Origin of the sequence: Chromohalobacter canadensis (genome assembly GCF_029544075.1) — a bacterium.
GTDB lineage: Bacteria > Pseudomonadota > Gammaproteobacteria > Pseudomonadales > Halomonadaceae > Chromohalobacter > Chromohalobacter canadensis_A.
The window spans coordinates 199981-215919 of sequence record NZ_JAJQJH010000004.1; the positions used below are offsets into that span (position 1 = coordinate 199981).

Below are 15939 nucleotides of genomic sequence, written 5' to 3' on the forward strand. Positions count from 1 at the left end.
CTAAAAAAAGCGCCGACAGATGTCGGCGCAGGGACTGGCTTTGGGCTTTGCTCACTTGAATAGACCACGCAACTTGTCTCCAAGTTCCTTGGCGGAGCCTTCTCCCAACGTTTCGTCGATCTTGCGCGCGGTGTCGCTATCGAGCTCGTCTTCCAGCGCTTCCCCTAGCTTTTCGCCGGCTTCGCGCTTGGCCTTGTCTTTGGCCAGCTCTCCCAGCGTGTCCTGGAAGGCCTCGCGATCGAAGCGACACCATTCACCCGGCTCTCCGCCGAGTTGCCCTTCACAATGCACTGGCAGGCTTACCTGCTGCAGACGCGAGGTCACCCGACAGGCACTCTGATCGGCAGTATCGATGAAGCGCGCCTTGAGATCGTAATCGAAACGCTCAGTAGGAATATTGAACATGCCCGCACCGGTCATCTCGATGCCTGGAATGCGCACCTCGAGATCGTCGTTGCGAGCCACGCCATCGGTGATATCAAAGCTCGCCGACAGCGTGTCGAAGGGCGTGTCATCGCTCCATTCGCGATCCGACTGCTCGCCATCCAGAATCGCGGCGGCGGTACATAGTTGGCGCGAGACATTGACGTCGAGCATCGCGCCATCGTCGATGCGTAGCGAGGCCGTACCGTTGAGATGACGCTTGAGCGATTCGAGCTGATTGGTCTGCGAGGTGACATCGCTTTCCAGGTTGAGCCGGCCACGCAAGGGCGATTCCGCGTCGTTGATATCTTTATACAGCGGTGCGACCTGCACACCGGAGAGCGACTGAGTCATGGCCAGGCGCAGAGGTGATTGACGGAGATCCAAGCTACCCTGGGCGTTGAGCGTGCCATCGTAGAGCTTGGCCGACAGGGACTCCAGACGCTGACGCCCGTCATCCCCCTTTACGCGCAGCGCTACGTCCTGGAGCGTCATGCCCTTGAGGATCACCGTGTCCACATTCAGCTTGCCATCCAACGTCAAGTTGGAGAGCCACTCGGTAGGTAGCAAGCCAGCACTCTCGGCGGCGGCATATGCCGACGAGACGCCCAGCGTTTCGACGACACTCGCCGTACTTTCGTCATCGCCATCGCCCGCTTCCTTGCCATTCTTCTCCGCGGGCGGCAGGTAGGCATCCAGATCGAGACGTTCGCCCTGGAGATCGAAGCTCAACCACTGGCCATCGAAACCGGCGCCCAATTCCCCGGTCAGCGTTTCACCATCGAGCAACAGGCTGAGGTTCGAGAAATTGATGCGCTGGAGATCGCCATGCACGGGGCTGGTCATGGCCAGTTCGCTTAGCGCCTTGTCGTCGCCGGTCTCGGGCAGGGCGTCGAAACGCTTGAGCCAATCTCGCAGCGACAGCGGTGCCAGTTTGAGCTGTCCGGTGTACTGGGGTGTCCCGAGCAGTTCGGTAAAGCTCAGTGTCCCCGTCACATTCAGATCGTCATCGCCGCTCAAGGCGATGTCACGCAACTGGGCGGTTTGGGCATCGAGATCGGCTTCGCCATCGAAGCCAAGACTCAACCCGAGTGGCTTGCCCTTCACGGCGGGATGGTGAAGACGTGTGTCGAGCTTGGCGTCATCGAGACGGTAGTGCTGCGCTTGGGTCTCGGCCAGCAGGTGACCGACTTGCAGATTGATGCCCTGTGCCTGATCGGAAAGTGCCGGCCACTGCGTGCTGGTTTCCAGCGTCACGTTGTTGAGTTCATAGCGTCCATCGCGCAGTCCCAGGCGTACACGGCTCTTGAACTTCACCTCACTGGTCAGTTCAGGCGCCTTGCTGTCGAGATCGAACGCCATCTGCAGTGGAAAGGCCGCGTCGGGATTGACGTTGCTGCCATCCAGGCTGAGATTGGAGAGCGTCAGATCCAGATCGCGCTGAGCATCCTGATAATGCACGCGACTGTCGCGCACTTGGACACTCGCGATATCCAGCGCCACGGGCAAGCTATCGGGGTTCTGATTCAGCCCCGGCCCTGCCGATGCCGGTGCCAAGGCTTCCTCGGCCTGGTCACCACCGCGCTCCATGCGATCGAGCAGAACTTCCCAATTGCCGCGACCTTCGGCGTTGCGCTCGAGATTGAGGCGCATGCCATCCAACGTCAGCCCTTCCACGGCCACCTCGCCGGAGAGCAGCGGCGCGAACGCCACACTGACCTCAGCACGGTCGAACGCCGCGAAGGCCGAGTCATCGTGTGACTGCTCGGGCAGCCAAGCCTCGGCCTGCTCGACGCTGAAGCCCAGACGTGGATAGAAGGACCAGGACAAGGGGCCGTCCAAGTTAAGCTCCAGCCCACTTTGATCGCGCACCGCCTCGACAAGCCGGGGCTTGAGGTCGTTGGGATCGAAGAACGTGGTGATGTAAACCACGGCGCCGACCACGATCAAGGCCAACACCCCGACCACCGCCAGCAATGCTCTCAGCAGCGCTCTCATTGGCGCCCTCCCTGTGACGCTAATGGATGAAATTCATAGTACGTTCCGTCGGCGGCGGGATGATAGCCAAGCCGGGCCAACAACAGTTGATCCCCCATCATCAGCACTGTGGTGGGAACGCGCGGCGTACAGGCTTCGCCTTGCGCGCGTTCGGCAATCAGCATCAATAACCGTGAGCCGACTCCGCGGTGACGGGTTTCGGCACGTACGCAGAAATGTGACAACCACCATACGCGAGTTTCGCGACGCACGGCGACCGCTCCCAGTCGGCGCGCGTTAAATAACGCGCAGCAGAACACACCACCCTGGGAGAAGTGATCGTCGATGAAGCGCTCGACGGGCGCAGGCAGACGCTCGACGGGGGCATCGCGGTAGATGCGCGCGAGATCCTGCGCCACTTGGGCATCCTTTTCCCATTTGGCGTGATCGATTTCCTGCAAGGTCACCGGCATGCCTGCTCTCCTTGGACGATCTCCCTGGCCTTGTTACGGGCTCTTGAGCATGGGTGGAGGGACGCGGGAATCGCCCCTGAACTCCCGGCATTGTAGCGGATGGCCGGGACGATTCTCTATAATGACCGTTCCATGGCGCCGCGAGCCTTGCGCATCCACGCCTTCATCGCGCGCCCCGTTCACGTCCGAAGTGCTGGAGATCCCCTATGGCCGAGCGCGTCGCCACCGTGTCCCGCGACACCCACGAGACCCAGATCCAGGTGCGTATCAACCTCGACGGCGAGGGCCATTTCCAATCCGAAACGGGCGTCGCATTCCTCGATCATATGCTCGATCAGGTGGCGCGCCACGGCTTGATCGACCTGGAGATCAATGCTCAAGGCGATTTGCACATCGACGATCACCATACCGTCGAGGATCTAGGCATCACCCTAGGGCAGGCCTTCGCCCAGGCCATCGGCGACAAGCGCGGTATCCGGCGTTATGGCCATGCCTACGTGCCGCTTGACGAGGCTCTCTCCCGCGTCGTGGTAGACTTCTCGGGTCGCCCAGGCCTGAGCATGGATGTCGAATTCACACGCGCGAACATCGGCCGATTCGACACGCAGCTGTTCTGGGAGTTCTTTCAGGGCTTCGTCAATCACGCCCAAGTAACGCTGCACATCGACAATCTCAAAGGCTTCAACGCCCACCATCAGGCGGAAACCATCTTCAAGGCTTTTGGCCGCGCACTGCGCATGGCGGTGGAACCCGATCCTCGCATGACCGGGCGGATGCCCTCCACCAAAGGCAGCCTGTGAGGCTCTCACGACGCGCTAAGGAGCGAGCATGACGATTGCGGTCATCGATTACGGTATGGGTAACCTTCACTCCGTCGCCAAGGCGCTGGAGCACGTCACGCATGAAAACGTGGTCATCACTGACGATTCGCGCAGCATTCGTGGTGCCAGCCGCCTGGTGCTGCCCGGCCAGGGCGCGATTCGTGACTGTATGGGCGAATTGCAGCGCAACGAGCTGCAGGGCCTGGTGCAGGAAGTACTGCGTGCCCAGGCCAAGCCGTTACTCGGCATCTGTGTCGGCCAACAGATGCTGATGGAAGAAAGCGAGGAAAACGGCGGCGTGGCGTGCCTGGGCCATCTGCCAGGGCGCGTGCGTCACTTCGGGCGTGATCTACGCGACGCCCAGAACCAACGCCTGAAAGTGCCCCACATGGGTTGGAACCGAGTTACGCAGCACCACACGCACCCGCTCTGGGCGGGCATCGAGGACGATGCACGCTTTTATTTCGTGCACAGCTACTACGTCGAGGCACAAGAAGACAGCGACATCTTCGGCACCACCGAATATGGCGGGCATACCGCGCATGTCGCCACCGGCCGCGGCCCGGTCTTCGCCGTGCAGTTCCACCCTGAGAAAAGCGCACGCGATGGGTTACGCTTGCTCGAAAATTTCGTCACCTGGACACCCTAAGCGTTCAGGCCGGACATGCCGCCCTTCGACGGCGGCACCACACGTATACCGAGAGGACACGTCATGCTGGTGATTCCCGCCATCGATCTCAAGGACGGCCAGTGCGTCCGCCTCAAGCAGGGGCGTATGGACGACTCGACCACCTACGGTGACGATCCGGTGGCCATGGCCGCGCGCTGGGTCGAGACCGGGGCCCGCCGTTTGCATCTGGTGGATCTCAACGGTGCCTTCGAAGGCCAGCCAGTGAACGCCGAGGCGGTGACCGCCATCGCCCGCGCCTACCCCGAGCTGCCAATCCAGATCGGAGGGGGCATTCGTACCGCCGCGACCATCGAGGCGTATCTTGAGGCCGGCGTGTCTTACGTCATCATCGGCACCCAAGCCGTCAAAGACCCGGCTTTCGTCACCGAGATGTGCCGCGCCTTTCCGGGCCGCGTAATCGTGGGGCTCGACGCCCGCGACGGTTATGTCGCCACCGATGGCTGGGCTGAGGTCTCGACGCTCAAGGCCGTGGATCTGGCCAAGCGCTTCGCCGACGATGGCGTGACCTCGATCGTGTACACGGATATCGCCCGCGACGGCATGATGCAGGGCGTCAATATCGCGGCCACCGCCGAACTGGCACGCGAGGGCGGCCTCCCGGTGATCGCCTCCGGCGGCGTCACCCATCTGGGCGACATCGAGGAACTGCTCGAGGTAGAGCACGAAGGCATCCTCGGCGCCATCACCGGACGTGCCATCTACGAAGGCAAGCTCGACGTCGCCGAGGCCCAACGCCTGTGCGACGCCGCGCCAGCCACACGGAGAAGCTGATCATGGCACTCGCCAAGCGCATCATCCCCTGTCTCGACGTCGATGCCGGCCGCGTGGTCAAGGGCGTCAATTTCGTCGGCATCCGTGACGCCGGCGACCCGGTCGAGGTCGCCAAGCGCTACAACCAGCAAGGCGCCGACGAGATCACCTTCCTCGACATCACCGCCAGCCACGAGGATCGTGGCACCACGGTGGAAATGGTCGAACGCATCGCCGGGGAGGTCTTCATTCCGTTGACGGTGGGCGGTGGCATTCGCACCTGCGACGACATCCGCACCATGCTCAATGCCGGCGCCGACAAGGTGTCGATCAACACTGCCGCAGTGACCAACCCCGACTTCGTTCACGAAGCGGCCGAGCGTTTCGGGAGCCAATGCATCGTTGTCGCCATTGATGCCAAGCGGGTCTCCGAAGAGGGCGAGCCGCCGCGCTGGGAGATCTTCACCCACGGCGGACGCAAGCCCACCGGGCTCGATGCTGTGGAATGGGCATGCAAGATGGTCGAACTCGGTGCGGGAGAATTGCTGCTGACCAGCATGGACCGCGACGGCACCAAGGCCGGTTTCGACCTGGGCGTGACCCGCGCCATCGCCGATGCCGTCAGCGTCCCGATCATCGCCTCCGGCGGTGTCGGCCATCTCGATCATCTGGTCGCGGGCGTCAAGGAAGGCGGGGCGGATGCCGTACTCGCCGCCAGTATCTTCCACTTCGGTGAGTACACCATCCCCGACGCCAAACGCTACATGGCCGAACACGGCATCGAGATGCGCTTATAGCGCGCGTCTCTTATCCCTCGGCGCTGAGTCCCAGATTACTCACGCCCTCGTTACGCCCCAGGCGCCGCAGCGACTTGAGTGCGTCACGCGTCAGCGGCGCCTCGACGTGCTCGAGCACCGCTTCCTGGAAGCCGTGCTCGTCGTCCATCAACGGATGCTCACGCACACGTGCCGCCAGCCGCTCAGCGTCATCGTCCGCGCCGTCGGTCATCTCAATGTAGGCATGCACACCATCACGAGACAGGCGGCTCACATCACGCGGCGATTCGGGTGCTTCGCTGCGCAAGGCGTCAAGCAATGCCGCCAAGGCCATGACCACTTCAATTGCCCGACGCGCGCCGAAGCTATCGTCGGTTTCCGGCGGCTCCTGCTCGGCGAGTTTTTCAGCCTGCTTGTCGAAGTCTATCGCCGCATCTTTAACGGCCAGCGCTTCCCACGCTAGATCAAGCACGTTGCGCAGCACCTTCGCGTCACCGGCGCCGCTCATCTGAGCATATAGCGCGTAGTTGGGGCTCATACGCTCTATCAAGGCCGCCATGAAGGCCAGCCGAGCGCGCGCGGGCAATTGATCCAAACGAGCATGGAAGCCGTCGGCAGACGCTGTCATATCATTACTCCTCAGGGGATGCGTCAGGGCCAGAGTATGTCTTGGAGAACACGCCCACGGGCATCGAACACGACGCCCTCGGCGCGCAGTTTTTCATGCTGGCGCACGGCACCAGTATGCTCGGTCACGCGTCGGCTGGCATTGATGACGCGGTGCCAGGGCAGCCCGTGGCCGCTAGGCAGGTGACGCATGGCACTACCCACCATGCGCGCCGTGGCGCCATCGGTCATATTCGCGATGCGCCCATACGTTGTCACTCGACCCTCGGGGATCTGGGCGACGATAGTATAAATCTGTTCAAGCACCTCGGCTCGCGGCATGCTAGCTCTCCTCGACGACCCCACTTGCTGCGTGGGGGCGGCTTTATCATCATGGGCGCATCATGCATATCTACTTTCTTCAGCACGCGGATTACCTCGGCCCGGCGCGCTTCGCCGATTGGCTGACGGGCATGGGCCACAGCCATAATACCTGCCATTTATATGCGGACGAGGCACCGCCGCGTTTCGACAACTTCGATGCCTTGATCGTGCTCGACGCACCGTTCGGGCTCCACGAGGACGCGCCACCGACGTGGCTCCAGCGCGAGCGCAAATTGATCGCGCGTATGCTCAAGAGCGGCAAGCCGCTGCTCGGCGTCGGTCTCGGTGCGCAGTTGATCGCCGAGGCGCTGGGCGCCATCGTCTCCCGAGGTACCTATGCCGAGCGCGGCTGGCAGACTATCACCTTGGCCGACGAGAGCCCCTTCGACCTGCCCGAGCGCTTCGAGGCATTCACTTGGCACCACGATGTCTTTGGCTTACCCGACGAGGCCTTGCCTCTGGGCGGCAGTACCGCCAGCCCGTTGCAAGGCTTCGCTTGGGACGGCGGCCGCGTGGTGGCACTGCAATGTCACCTGGAGGCCACTGCTACCTCGGTCAGTGTCCTTTACGATCAACTTGCGGCATTCGACGAGCGGCTCGCGGCCACCGACGGCGCTTACCTGCAATCCCGCGAGACGGTCATGGAGGAGCCGCGGCGTTTCGACCGCCTCGCCGCCTTGCTCGACCGCGTCATGCTCGACTGGTTGCGTCACGCCCGCCGTCCTTAGTCCACAAGAGACAAAGCGCGAGACAGGTGAACGATCAGCGCCCCAGCGACGCCGACCAGTCGCGCGCGAACGCCAGGCAACTCTCCCAATCGCCGATATGCAGCGCCTCGTGAGACGACTGCTCGAGCTGATAGCGATACATGGGATCGTAGTATTCGAGCATCAGCGGTGCGAGCCAGGCTTCGTGCGCCTGAGCATTGCCCCGCTGGTGTTCGCGGAAAGCCAGCGCCTGCAAGCGTTGCAGACGCTGGAAACGCGCACTGCCTAGACGTTTACGCACGCGCTTGAGCGCGCTGGAAAGCTGCTTGCGCATCAGTGCCCAGCCCAGCCACTCGCCATAGTGGTCACGATAGGTCTGCCACAGGGTCTCGATATAGTCCTTGCGGATCTGTTCGAGGCGCCAGTCCAGCGGCATTTCCACGCGAATGCGCGGCGCCGCTTCCATGGTCCGCCAGAAGGGCAAGGGAATATCCAGCCGCCCGATCATGCGTGACTCATCCTCTACCACGCAGCCAAGCGGCATCCGTGATAGCGCCACGCCCAGCGAATGTTCGAAATCGATCTGCGACGGCCCTTGCAAGGGATGTCGACCGAATGCCGAGCCCTTGTGCCGGGCATGGCCCTCGAGATCGACCCCCGTGTCGAGGCGTTGAATCAACTCGGTCTTGGCGCTACCGGTGAGGCCGGCCACGACTAGCGTCGGCCGTGTTGCCGCCGAGGCAATCTCGGCGCTCAGGCACTGTCGCATGGCTTTCCAGCCGCCTTGGATACGCGGCAGGGTGATGCCCGCCTCCTGCAGCCACTGCTGCGCGATTTGCGAACGCAGCCCGCCCCGGAAGCAATAGATCAGTGCCTGGGGATGACGCTCGGCAAACGCTTGCCACGCCGCCACACGACGCCGTTTGAGGGCGCCATCCACCAATTGCGTGCCCAACTCGATGGCGGCGGCCTGACCGGCTTCTTTATAGCGAATCCCCACCGCCTGGCGCTCGGCATCGTCCATCAACGGCAGGTTGACGGCACCCGGCAATGCGCCCTGAGCGAATTCCACCGGGGCACGAACATCGATCAGCGGGCGCTCGAGCAACGCCAGACCGGGCGCGATTTGCGGTAGGCTCACCCACGCACCTCGATCACACTGGCGCCACTCGCGGGGCGCATCTCACCGAAGGCTTCCAACGTGAGGCCGTGTTGACGGCCGATACGCTCGACGTCGTCCGCCCAGGCGGGGTCGACGCTGAGCAGCAGGCCACCCGAGGTCTGGGGATCGCACAACCACTGCCAATGCGCCGCATCCATATCGGGCAAGGCCTCGCCCAGGGCCTGACGGTTGCGCTGCGTGCCACCAGGCACCGCCCCGCGCCGCCGGTATGCTTCAGCCTCGGCGAGTCTGGGCAGCTTGGCGAAGTCGATTCGCGCCTTGAGTCCGCTCGCCTGGCAGACCTCGCTTAGGTGCCCGGCCAAGCCAAAGCCGGTGACATCGGTCATGGCATGCACGCCCTGGACCTTGGCCAACTCGATCCCGATCCGGTTGGCCTTCAGCATCGTTCGGCGCGCCAGCCCCTGGTGACCGGATTCCAGCCAACCATGCTTCTCGGCCGTGGTCAGCAGCCCCACTCCCAGCGGCTTGGTGAGGTACAGCAAGTCGCCTGCCTTGGCGTTGCTGTTGAGCTTGAGGTGCTCGAGATCGACCAGGCCATTCACTGCCAGGCCGAAGATCGGCTCGGGGGCGTCGATGGAGTGTCCGCCGGCCAAGGCCAGACCCAGCTCACGGCAGATCGACTGTGCGCCGCCTACCACGTCGCCGGCGATTTCGGCGGCCAGCTTGTCGAGCGGCCAGCCGAGAATGCCCAGTGCCATGATCGGCGTGCCACCCATGGCATAGACATCGCTGATGGCGTTGATGGCGGCGATGCGCCCGAAGTCGAAGGGGTCGTCGACGATGGGCATGAAGAAGTCGGTCGTCGAGATAAGGCCGCGACCGTCACCGAGGTCGTAGACGGCGGCGTCCTCGCGGCCCTGATTGCCCACGATCAAGCGTTTGTCGGTGGCACCGGGGCCCGCCTTGGAGAGGATGCTGTCCAGCACGTCGGGGGCGATCTTGCAGCCACAGCCAGCGCCGTGGCTGTATTGCGTCAGGCGAATGGCACTCATTGGGCACTCCTTGGCAATCGTTCACTCCATTCTACATCACCGGCGCGCCAGCGTTTACAGGGCTTCCAGGGCATCGCCGAGTTTATCGACGGCGATCACTTCCATGCCCTCGGGCGCCTGCCGGGGGGCGTTGGCACGCGGCACGATGGCGCGTGTAAAGCCGTGTTTGGCAGCCTCGACGATACGCTCTTGGCCACTGGGCACGGGGCGAATCTCGCCCGACAGCCCCACTTCGCCGAAGGCCACCAGTTCACGTGGCAAGTTGCGGTTCTGCAGACTGGAGACGACGGCCAGCAATACGGCCAGGTCAGCGCTGGTTTCGAGCACCTTGACGCCGCCGACCACATTGAGGAAGACATCCTGATCGCCGGTAAACAAGCCACCATGCTTGTGCAGCACGGCCAGCAGCATCGCCAGGCGATTCTGATCGAGACCCACGGCGACGCGCCGTGGGTTGCCCAAGGCCGAATCGTCGAGTAATGCCTGAACCTCGACGAGAATCGGCCGCGTGCCTTCCCAGACCACCATCACCAGGCTGCCGGGCGCTTGTTCCTCGGCGCGCGACAAGAAGATGGCGCTGGGATTCTTGACCTCCTTGAGGCCGTGTTCGAGCATCGCAAACACGCCCAGCTCGTTGACCGCGCCGAAGCGATTCTTTTGCCCGCGCAGGGTGCGGAATCGCGAGTCCGCCCCACCTTCGAGCAGCAACGACGCATCGATCATGTGCTCCAGCACCTTGGGACCGGCCAGCGTACCGTCCTTGGTGACGTGCCCCACCAGCATCAGCACGGTGTTCGACTGCTTGGCGAAACGCGTCAACGCCGCCGACGACTCGCGCACTTGTGCCACGCCGCCGGGTGCCGAGCTGATATCCTCCAGGTGCATGGTCTGGATCGAGTCGATGATCAGCACGGCGGGCTTTTCACGCTCGGCGACCGCAAGCACCGTTTCGATGCTGGTCTCGGCGAGCATGTTGAGCCCCTTGACTGGCAGTTGCAGCCGATGCGCACGCATCGCTACCTGGGAGAGCGACTCCTCTCCGGTGACGTATACCACCTTGTGCGACTGGGCCAGTTTGCAGGCGGTCTGCAGCAGCAACGTCGACTTGCCGGCGCCGGGATTGCCCCCCAACAGCACCGCCGAGCCCGGGACGAGACCGCCGCCCAGTACGCGATCGAACTCGCCGAAGGAGGAAGAGAAGCGCGGCACTTCGGTGAGGTCGACCTCGCCCAGGTCGACCACGTCGCGCGAGACCAACCCCGCATAGCCGCTCCGCCCCGTCGTCGACGGTGACTGCGCATGTGGCCGAGCACTGCCCAGGCGCACTTCGCTGAGCGTATTCCACTCGCGGCAGCTCGAACACTGCCCTTGCCATTTATTGTATTCGGCACCGCATTCGGTGCACACGAAGGCGCTTTTCGCCTTGGCCATGTCGTCGCTCCTTGCTGATCACCGGCATTCTATCATTGCGCCCGGCATCGCCTCGCCCGGGTATATACCCCACGAAAGGGCCGAACATGCAAAAGGCGGCCCGTGGCCGCCTTTTCGGTGATACGAGAACGCGCTTATTGCTGGCGTTGTAGACGCAGCGTCTCGCCGTTCTCGAAGCGACGCAGTTGCGGGTCGATCAGCTCCAGCGTGTTGGCGTCGAGCTTTTGGAAGTAATAGATCTGACCTTCGCCCTCGGGCGTCAGCTCGTAGACAGTCGCCTCGGGGTCTTCCGCGGCGCCATCAATGACTTCCCACTGGCCGTCGTATTCTTCGGCCGGCGGATTTTCCGGATGATTGCGATATTCGGCTTGCAACTCGAAGGTGCGCTCATCCGCAGTCGCATCCTCATCACCCATCAGTTGCACTTCAAGATCGATACCGTCGCAGCTGCGGCATGGCAAGGTACCGCTATAGACGGTCGGCTGTTCGGCTTGCTCCGACGCACCAGGCTGGCCTTGCTGCGAAGTGCCTGTGGCACAACCGGCAAGTACGGCGAGCATGGCGGAACCGGCGAGCAACGTCCTGATCTGCATGATAGTCCTCCTAACCAATGGGTCCTGGGCCGCTCCCGCGGCCCCGTGGGTGACAGCATAGCGTCATGTGACGCTATCGGACACCCTTTGCAGGCTTAGACCTCATGATAATGTCGAATAGTCCGTGTAGCCCTCGGTACCACCGCCATAGAACGTTGCCGGGTCAGGTTCATTGAGCGTGCTCTCGCGACGGAAGCGTTCGACGAGGTCAGGGTTGGCGATATACGGACGCCCGAAGGCAGCGCCATCACCCAGACCATCGCGAATCAACGCTTCAGTGCGCTCGGCGGTGTAGTGCCCGCAGTAGATCAGCGTTCCCGGGAAGCGCTTGCGCAACTCGCGACGGAAGTCGTCGGTCAACTGCGGCCCTTCGCCAGTCCAGTCGGGCTCGTTGACATGCAAGTAGGCAATGCCGCGACGCGTCAATTGCTCGGCCAGATAGAAGGCCATTGCCTCCGATTCGTCGTCGCTCAGGCCGAAGATCTCGATGAACGGCGAGATACGAATCCCGACTCGATCGGCGCCCATGACCTCACTGACGGCATCGACGACTTCCAGGACCAGGCGCGCCCGGTTGACCAGGTTTCCGCCATAGCGGTCGGTACGCTTATTCGAGCCGGTCGCCATGAACTGTTGCAGCAGGTATGCATTGGCGGCGTGCACCTCGACCATATCGAAACCCGCGCGTTTGGCACGCTTGGCGGCCTGGCGATAGTCGTCGATCAGCGCAGGAATCTCGTTGGTTTCCAAGGCTCTTGGGGTGCTGGTCGGGTGCTGGCCCGAGCTGCCGTCATCGAACTCGAGAAAGCAGTTGGCGCCTTCTGCTTGTAGTGCGCTCGGCGCCACCGGCGGCTGGCCACCCGGCTGGATCTTGTGATGCGAGATCCGGCCCACATGCCATAGCTGCAAGGCGATTCGCCCGCCGGCACGATGCACGCTGTCCACGACGCCACGCCAACCGGCTTCCTGCTCATCGGTATAAATGCCCGGCGTATAGACATAGCCACGCGCAGTGGGAGAAATGTTCGTCGCCTCGCTGATGATCAGGCCGGCATCAGCGCGCTGCGCATAATAGGTTTGCTGCAGCGCCTTGGGCACCATATCCGGCGTGCGAGCGCGAGTCAGCGGTGCCATCAGCACTCGATTAGGGAGCGTCAGCTTGCCCATGGTGAGCGGTGAAAGCAGTGAATCGTAAGCCATGTCGCCTCCTGTAGAACTCTTGGTAATCATCACGATATGCAAAAGATGAGGTCGTTAGTAAACTAATCAAGGGCATGCTGGCATTCTCTGTCGTCGACATACGAGACGCGGCACAACTTGCGCGCGTCCGGGCGTCGCGTCACCATGGACACCTACCTCATCACTGCCTGTGCGAGCTTCCATGAGCAAGTTCTGGAGTCCCGCCGTGCGTGAGCTCACTCCTTATGTGCCGGGAGAGCAACCGCGCGAGCGTCTTATCAAACTCAATACCAACGAGAATCCCTATCCGCCCGCGCCCGGCGTTGAGCAGACGCTACGCGATTTTCCGGCCGCTCACCTGCGCCTTTACCCGGACCCTAGCGCCACAGCGCTTCGCGAGGCACTGGCCGGGGAATACGGCGTTGCGACCGAGCAGGTATTCGTCGGCAACGGCTCCGACGAGGTTCTGGCACTGGCTTTCCAGGCGTTCTTTCGCCAGACACAGCCGCTGCTGATGCCGGCGATTTCCTATAGCTTCTATCCGGTCTACTGCAAGCTCTACGATGTGACCTACCGAAGCGTGGCACTGGACGACCAGTGGCGCGTGCCACTGACGGCCTTCGATACCGGCAATGGCGGCATCGTCTTCGCCAATCCCAACGCACCGACCGGCCACGGGCACCCGCGCGAGGCGATCGCTGCCTTGCTGGAGCGTAATACCGAGAGCGTGGTACTGGTCGATGAAGCCTATGTGGACTTCGGAGGCGAAAGCGCGATCCCTCTGATCGAGCGTTTCTCGAACTTGCTGGTGACGGGAACGTTCTCCAAATCACGAAGCCTGGCAGGACTACGCCTGGGCTTTGCGATCGGCTCGCGAGAACTGATCGAGGGGCTGGAGCGCGTCAAAGACTCCTTCAATTCCTTCCCTATCGATAGCATCACCATCGAAGCGGGCATCGCCGCGCTGCAGGATCAGGCCTACTTCGATGCCTGCCGCGAACGCGTCATCACAACGCGCGAGTGGACGCGGCGCCAACTCGAAACGCTTGGCTTCGAGGTATTACCCTCACAGACCAATTTCCTGTTCGTACGGCACGATGCTTATCAGGGGAGTATGCTCTTCGAAGGCTTGCGTGAACGGGGCATTCTAGTGCGCCACTTCAACAAGGAAGCGCTGAGCGACTTTTTGCGCATCAGCATCGGCACGGATGATGAAATGACGAGCCTCGTGGAAGCACTCGAGGCCATATGTCGCTAACGAAGCAGGGGCCACACAGCAAGACGCCCGCACGAGGCGGGCGTCGATCATGACAGGCGTCACGGCGGCCGGTCATTACATCGCCGACAGTTGCTGTGTGAGATAGCTGCTCGTTTGATTCATTTCAGCCACCATGCTGTCGAGTTCCTGGAACTGGGTCCGATAGCGATCCACTGTGGTTGCGATGCTGTCTTCCATCGAAGAATAGCGTTCCTCGAGACGGTCCATCTGGTTCTCGGCACCGGTCACGGCTCCCTCCACCATGCCGTTCTCACCTAGCATGGTATCCAGCTCTTCCTCGACTCTTCCCGCAATACCCGCCGATTCATCGGTCCCCGAGAACAGTGTTTGAACCGCGCCGGGCTGTGTCGAGAGCGCCTCATCGAGTTGTTCATCGTCGACTTCCAGCTCGCCATCGACGTTCATCGAAATACCGACATCTTCCAGCGTTTGTAGACCGCCTTCACCGACGCTTTCGGTCATCGTACTCCGCAGGCGGGACTCCGCCATGCGCGTCGTGCTGTCACCGAGCAAGTCGCCGGCTTGCGTCTCACCATCTTCGGAGCTGAAACTGGTGAGATCGGCAGTGGTCGATTTCATATCGTTGTAACTGTCGACGAACCCTGTGATAGCGCCGCGGATCGACTCGTCGTCACGCGCCACTGTCACCGTGGATTCACCAGTATCGGTCAGGCTCAGCGTCGTGCCCTGAATGGCCTCTTCGACCTGATTGCTGTCACTCGTGATAGCGACGCCATTGACGTCCAGCTGGGCATCCTGGCCCTGGATTTCCGTCGCGGTATCCAGCGCCAACCCATCGAGACCATTGAAGGCGACGCTATCGATACCGGCTTCCGCTCCCGTGGATTCGGAAGCGATTGCCAGCCGACTCTGCGACCCATCGAACACGACCGAGGCCGAAACCCCTGCATCGCTTGCGTTGATGGCGTCACGCACATCGCTCAGAGTGCTATCCGCCTCGACCTTAATGTTCTGTGCCGTACCATCGTTCAGCGTGACATCGAGGCTCGCCTCGGTATCGGCATTGAGCACCGTTTCTTCATCGACGCCTTGGGTGGCAATGCTCGACGCCGTGGCCAATTGCTGGACGTTCACATCGTAACGCCCCGGCGGCGCATCGGGCGTAGCAGCCGCTTCCGCGCTTTCACCTTCAACGTTGCTGGTCACACTATTGAAGAGCTCGGGATCATTGAGATCACTTGCTGAAGACTGCACTTCCGACAAGGAACTCTGCAACTGGCCATAAGCCGATATTTGCGTTTTTTGCTCGACCTGCTGTTGCTGGATAGGCACGAGCTTTTCTTGCTCGGCCTCTTGAAGTTGATCAAGCAGCCCGTTGAGATCAAGGCCGGAGCCAACGCCCAATGACGAGATGGAAGCCATACCGCCTCTTCCCCTTTTAGATGCGTTTCATCGCAAGCTTACGTCTGCTGATGTCTGTGTCCCACCCTAGCAAACCTCTAGCATATTAGGGAGGGAGAATAGCGATAAAAACGCCCGCGACTCCCGGCATTCGAACGGCTAAAGTTTTCACGCTGGCAGCCGATATTGCAGCGCTTTTTCGGGCTTTATAAACGACAAAACCCCAGCTTCGAATGAAGCTGGGGTTTTAGAAGAAATGCCTGACGATGACCTACTCTCGCATGGGGAAGCCCCACACTACCATCGGCGCTA

The 15939-nt window shown here is 62.0% G+C and carries 16 protein-coding genes; 6 read left to right on the plus strand and 10 right to left on the minus strand.

Annotated elements, in window-relative coordinates; genetic code table 11:
* Positions 1 to 51 precede the first annotated feature (51 nt).
* A complete protein-coding gene (locus tag LUN51_RS08455) occupies positions 52 to 2421 on the minus strand; it encodes an AsmA family protein (protein WP_277810910.1) in 2370 nt (789 codons plus the stop codon).
* Positions 2418 to 2873, minus strand: a complete 456-nt coding sequence (locus LUN51_RS08460; RefSeq protein ID WP_277810911.1) for an acetyl-CoA sensor PanZ family protein — start codon at positions 2871 to 2873, stop codon at positions 2418 to 2420. The genes LUN51_RS08455 and LUN51_RS08460 overlap by 4 nt, the downstream gene beginning before the upstream one ends.
* A 206-nt stretch (positions 2874 to 3079) precedes the next feature.
* Here LUN51_RS08460 and hisB point away from each other — a divergent pair, with 206 nt between their 5' ends.
* From hisB to hisF, 4 genes are all read left to right on the plus strand, one after another.
* Entirely contained in the window at positions 3080 to 3673 is a 594-nt protein-coding gene (hisB, locus tag LUN51_RS08465; protein ID WP_277810912.1) for an imidazoleglycerol-phosphate dehydratase HisB, read from the plus strand.
* Positions 3674 to 3701: 28 nt separating this feature from the next.
* Positions 3702 to 4343 carry an imidazole glycerol phosphate synthase subunit HisH gene (gene hisH / locus LUN51_RS08470; protein WP_277810913.1) on the plus strand — a complete coding sequence of 214 codons (642 nt, stop codon included), beginning with the start codon at positions 3702 to 3704 and terminating at the stop codon, positions 4341 to 4343.
* A gap of 63 nt (positions 4344 to 4406) precedes the next feature.
* Entirely contained in the window at positions 4407 to 5156 is a 750-nt protein-coding gene (gene hisA / locus LUN51_RS08475; RefSeq protein ID WP_277810914.1) for a 1-(5-phosphoribosyl)-5-[(5-phosphoribosylamino)methylideneamino]imidazole-4-carboxamide isomerase, read from the plus strand.
* Between the two features lie 2 nt (positions 5157 to 5158).
* A complete protein-coding gene (hisF, locus tag LUN51_RS08480) occupies positions 5159 to 5932 on the plus strand; it encodes an imidazole glycerol phosphate synthase subunit HisF (RefSeq protein ID WP_277810915.1) in 774 nt (257 codons plus the stop codon).
* 10 nt (positions 5933 to 5942) lie between these two features.
* Here the strand turns inward: hisF and LUN51_RS08485 are convergent, their stop codons facing one another.
* Both LUN51_RS08485 and LUN51_RS08490 read right to left on the minus strand, forming a co-directional pair.
* Positions 5943 to 6539 (minus strand): YjaG family protein, encoded by a 597-nt coding sequence (locus tag LUN51_RS08485; RefSeq protein ID WP_277810916.1) that lies wholly within the window; start codon positions 6537 to 6539, stop codon positions 5943 to 5945.
* A gap of 23 nt (positions 6540 to 6562) precedes the next feature.
* A complete protein-coding gene (locus LUN51_RS08490) occupies positions 6563 to 6859 on the minus strand; it encodes an MGMT family protein (protein ID WP_040239486.1) in 297 nt (98 codons plus the stop codon).
* A 62-nt stretch (positions 6860 to 6921) separates the two neighbouring features.
* Here LUN51_RS08490 and LUN51_RS08495 point away from each other — a divergent pair, with 62 nt between their 5' ends.
* The gene (locus LUN51_RS08495) at positions 6922 to 7629 is read left to right on the plus strand and encodes a type 1 glutamine amidotransferase (protein ID WP_277810917.1); all 708 of its coding nucleotides are present in this window, start codon (positions 6922 to 6924) and stop codon (positions 7627 to 7629) included.
* Between the two features lie 34 nt (positions 7630 to 7663).
* Here the strand turns inward: LUN51_RS08495 and mnmH are convergent, their stop codons facing one another.
* From mnmH to LUN51_RS08520, 5 genes are all read right to left on the minus strand, one after another.
* Complete coding sequence (gene mnmH / locus LUN51_RS08500; RefSeq protein ID WP_277810918.1) at positions 7664 to 8749, minus strand: tRNA 2-selenouridine(34) synthase MnmH; 1086 nt, start codon at positions 8747 to 8749, stop codon at positions 7664 to 7666.
* Positions 8746 to 9783, minus strand: coding sequence for a selenide, water dikinase SelD (gene selD, locus LUN51_RS08505; RefSeq protein ID WP_040239483.1), 1038 nt, complete (start codon positions 9781 to 9783; stop codon positions 8746 to 8748). The genes mnmH and selD overlap by 4 nt, the downstream gene beginning before the upstream one ends.
* A 54-nt stretch (positions 9784 to 9837) precedes the next feature.
* A complete protein-coding gene (radA, locus tag LUN51_RS08510) occupies positions 9838 to 11214 on the minus strand; it encodes a DNA repair protein RadA (protein ID WP_040239481.1) in 1377 nt (458 codons plus the stop codon).
* Between the two features lie 134 nt (positions 11215 to 11348).
* The gene (locus tag LUN51_RS08515; RefSeq protein ID WP_277810919.1) at positions 11349 to 11807 is read right to left on the minus strand and encodes a copper resistance protein NlpE N-terminal domain-containing protein; all 459 of its coding nucleotides are present in this window, start codon (positions 11805 to 11807) and stop codon (positions 11349 to 11351) included.
* Between the two features lie 102 nt (positions 11808 to 11909).
* A complete protein-coding gene (locus tag LUN51_RS08520; RefSeq protein WP_277810920.1) occupies positions 11910 to 13007 on the minus strand; it encodes an alkene reductase in 1098 nt (365 codons plus the stop codon).
* 181 nt (positions 13008 to 13188) lie between these two features.
* Here LUN51_RS08520 and hisC point away from each other — a divergent pair, with 181 nt between their 5' ends.
* Entirely contained in the window at positions 13189 to 14244 is a 1056-nt protein-coding gene (gene hisC / locus LUN51_RS08525) for a histidinol-phosphate transaminase (RefSeq protein ID WP_277810921.1), read from the plus strand.
* A gap of 75 nt (positions 14245 to 14319) precedes the next feature.
* On the opposite strand, the gene fliD is transcribed toward hisC, so the two are convergent.
* Positions 14320 to 15648, minus strand: a complete 1329-nt coding sequence (gene fliD, locus LUN51_RS08530) for a flagellar filament capping protein FliD (RefSeq protein WP_277810922.1) — start codon at positions 15646 to 15648, stop codon at positions 14320 to 14322.
* Positions 15649 to 15939 lie beyond the last annotated feature (291 nt).

Bases quoted from the DNA above. Each gene is read 5' to 3' on its own strand.
- LUN51_RS08455 (WP_277810910.1), bottom strand. From the start codon at position 2,421: ATGAGAGCGCTGCTGAGAGCATTGCTGGCGGTGGTCGGGGTGTTGGCC.
- LUN51_RS08460 (WP_277810911.1), bottom strand. From the start codon at position 2,873: ATGCCGGTGACCTTGCAGGAAATCGATCACGCCAAATGGGAAAAGGAT.
- hisB (WP_277810912.1), top strand. From the start codon at position 3,080: ATGGCCGAGCGCGTCGCCACCGTGTCCCGCGACACCCACGAGACCCAG.
- hisH (WP_277810913.1), top strand. From the start codon at position 3,702: ATGACGATTGCGGTCATCGATTACGGTATGGGTAACCTTCACTCCGTC.
- hisA (WP_277810914.1), top strand. From the start codon at position 4,407: ATGCTGGTGATTCCCGCCATCGATCTCAAGGACGGCCAGTGCGTCCGC.
- hisF (WP_277810915.1), top strand. From the start codon at position 5,159: ATGGCACTCGCCAAGCGCATCATCCCCTGTCTCGACGTCGATGCCGGC.
- LUN51_RS08485 (WP_277810916.1), bottom strand. From the start codon at position 6,539: ATGACAGCGTCTGCCGACGGCTTCCATGCTCGTTTGGATCAATTGCCC.
- LUN51_RS08490 (WP_040239486.1), bottom strand. From the start codon at position 6,859: ATGCCGCGAGCCGAGGTGCTTGAACAGATTTATACTATCGTCGCCCAG.
- LUN51_RS08495 (WP_277810917.1), top strand. From the start codon at position 6,922: ATGCATATCTACTTTCTTCAGCACGCGGATTACCTCGGCCCGGCGCGC.
- selD (WP_040239483.1), bottom strand. From the start codon at position 9,783: ATGAGTGCCATTCGCCTGACGCAATACAGCCACGGCGCTGGCTGTGGC.
- radA (WP_040239481.1), bottom strand. From the start codon at position 11,214: ATGGCCAAGGCGAAAAGCGCCTTCGTGTGCACCGAATGCGGTGCCGAA.
- LUN51_RS08515 (WP_277810919.1), bottom strand. From the start codon at position 11,807: ATGCAGATCAGGACGTTGCTCGCCGGTTCCGCCATGCTCGCCGTACTT.
- LUN51_RS08520 (WP_277810920.1), bottom strand. From the start codon at position 13,007: ATGGCTTACGATTCACTGCTTTCACCGCTCACCATGGGCAAGCTGACG.
- hisC (WP_277810921.1), top strand. From the start codon at position 13,189: ATGAGCAAGTTCTGGAGTCCCGCCGTGCGTGAGCTCACTCCTTATGTG.
- fliD (WP_277810922.1), bottom strand. From the start codon at position 15,648: ATGGCTTCCATCTCGTCATTGGGCGTTGGCTCCGGCCTTGATCTCAAC.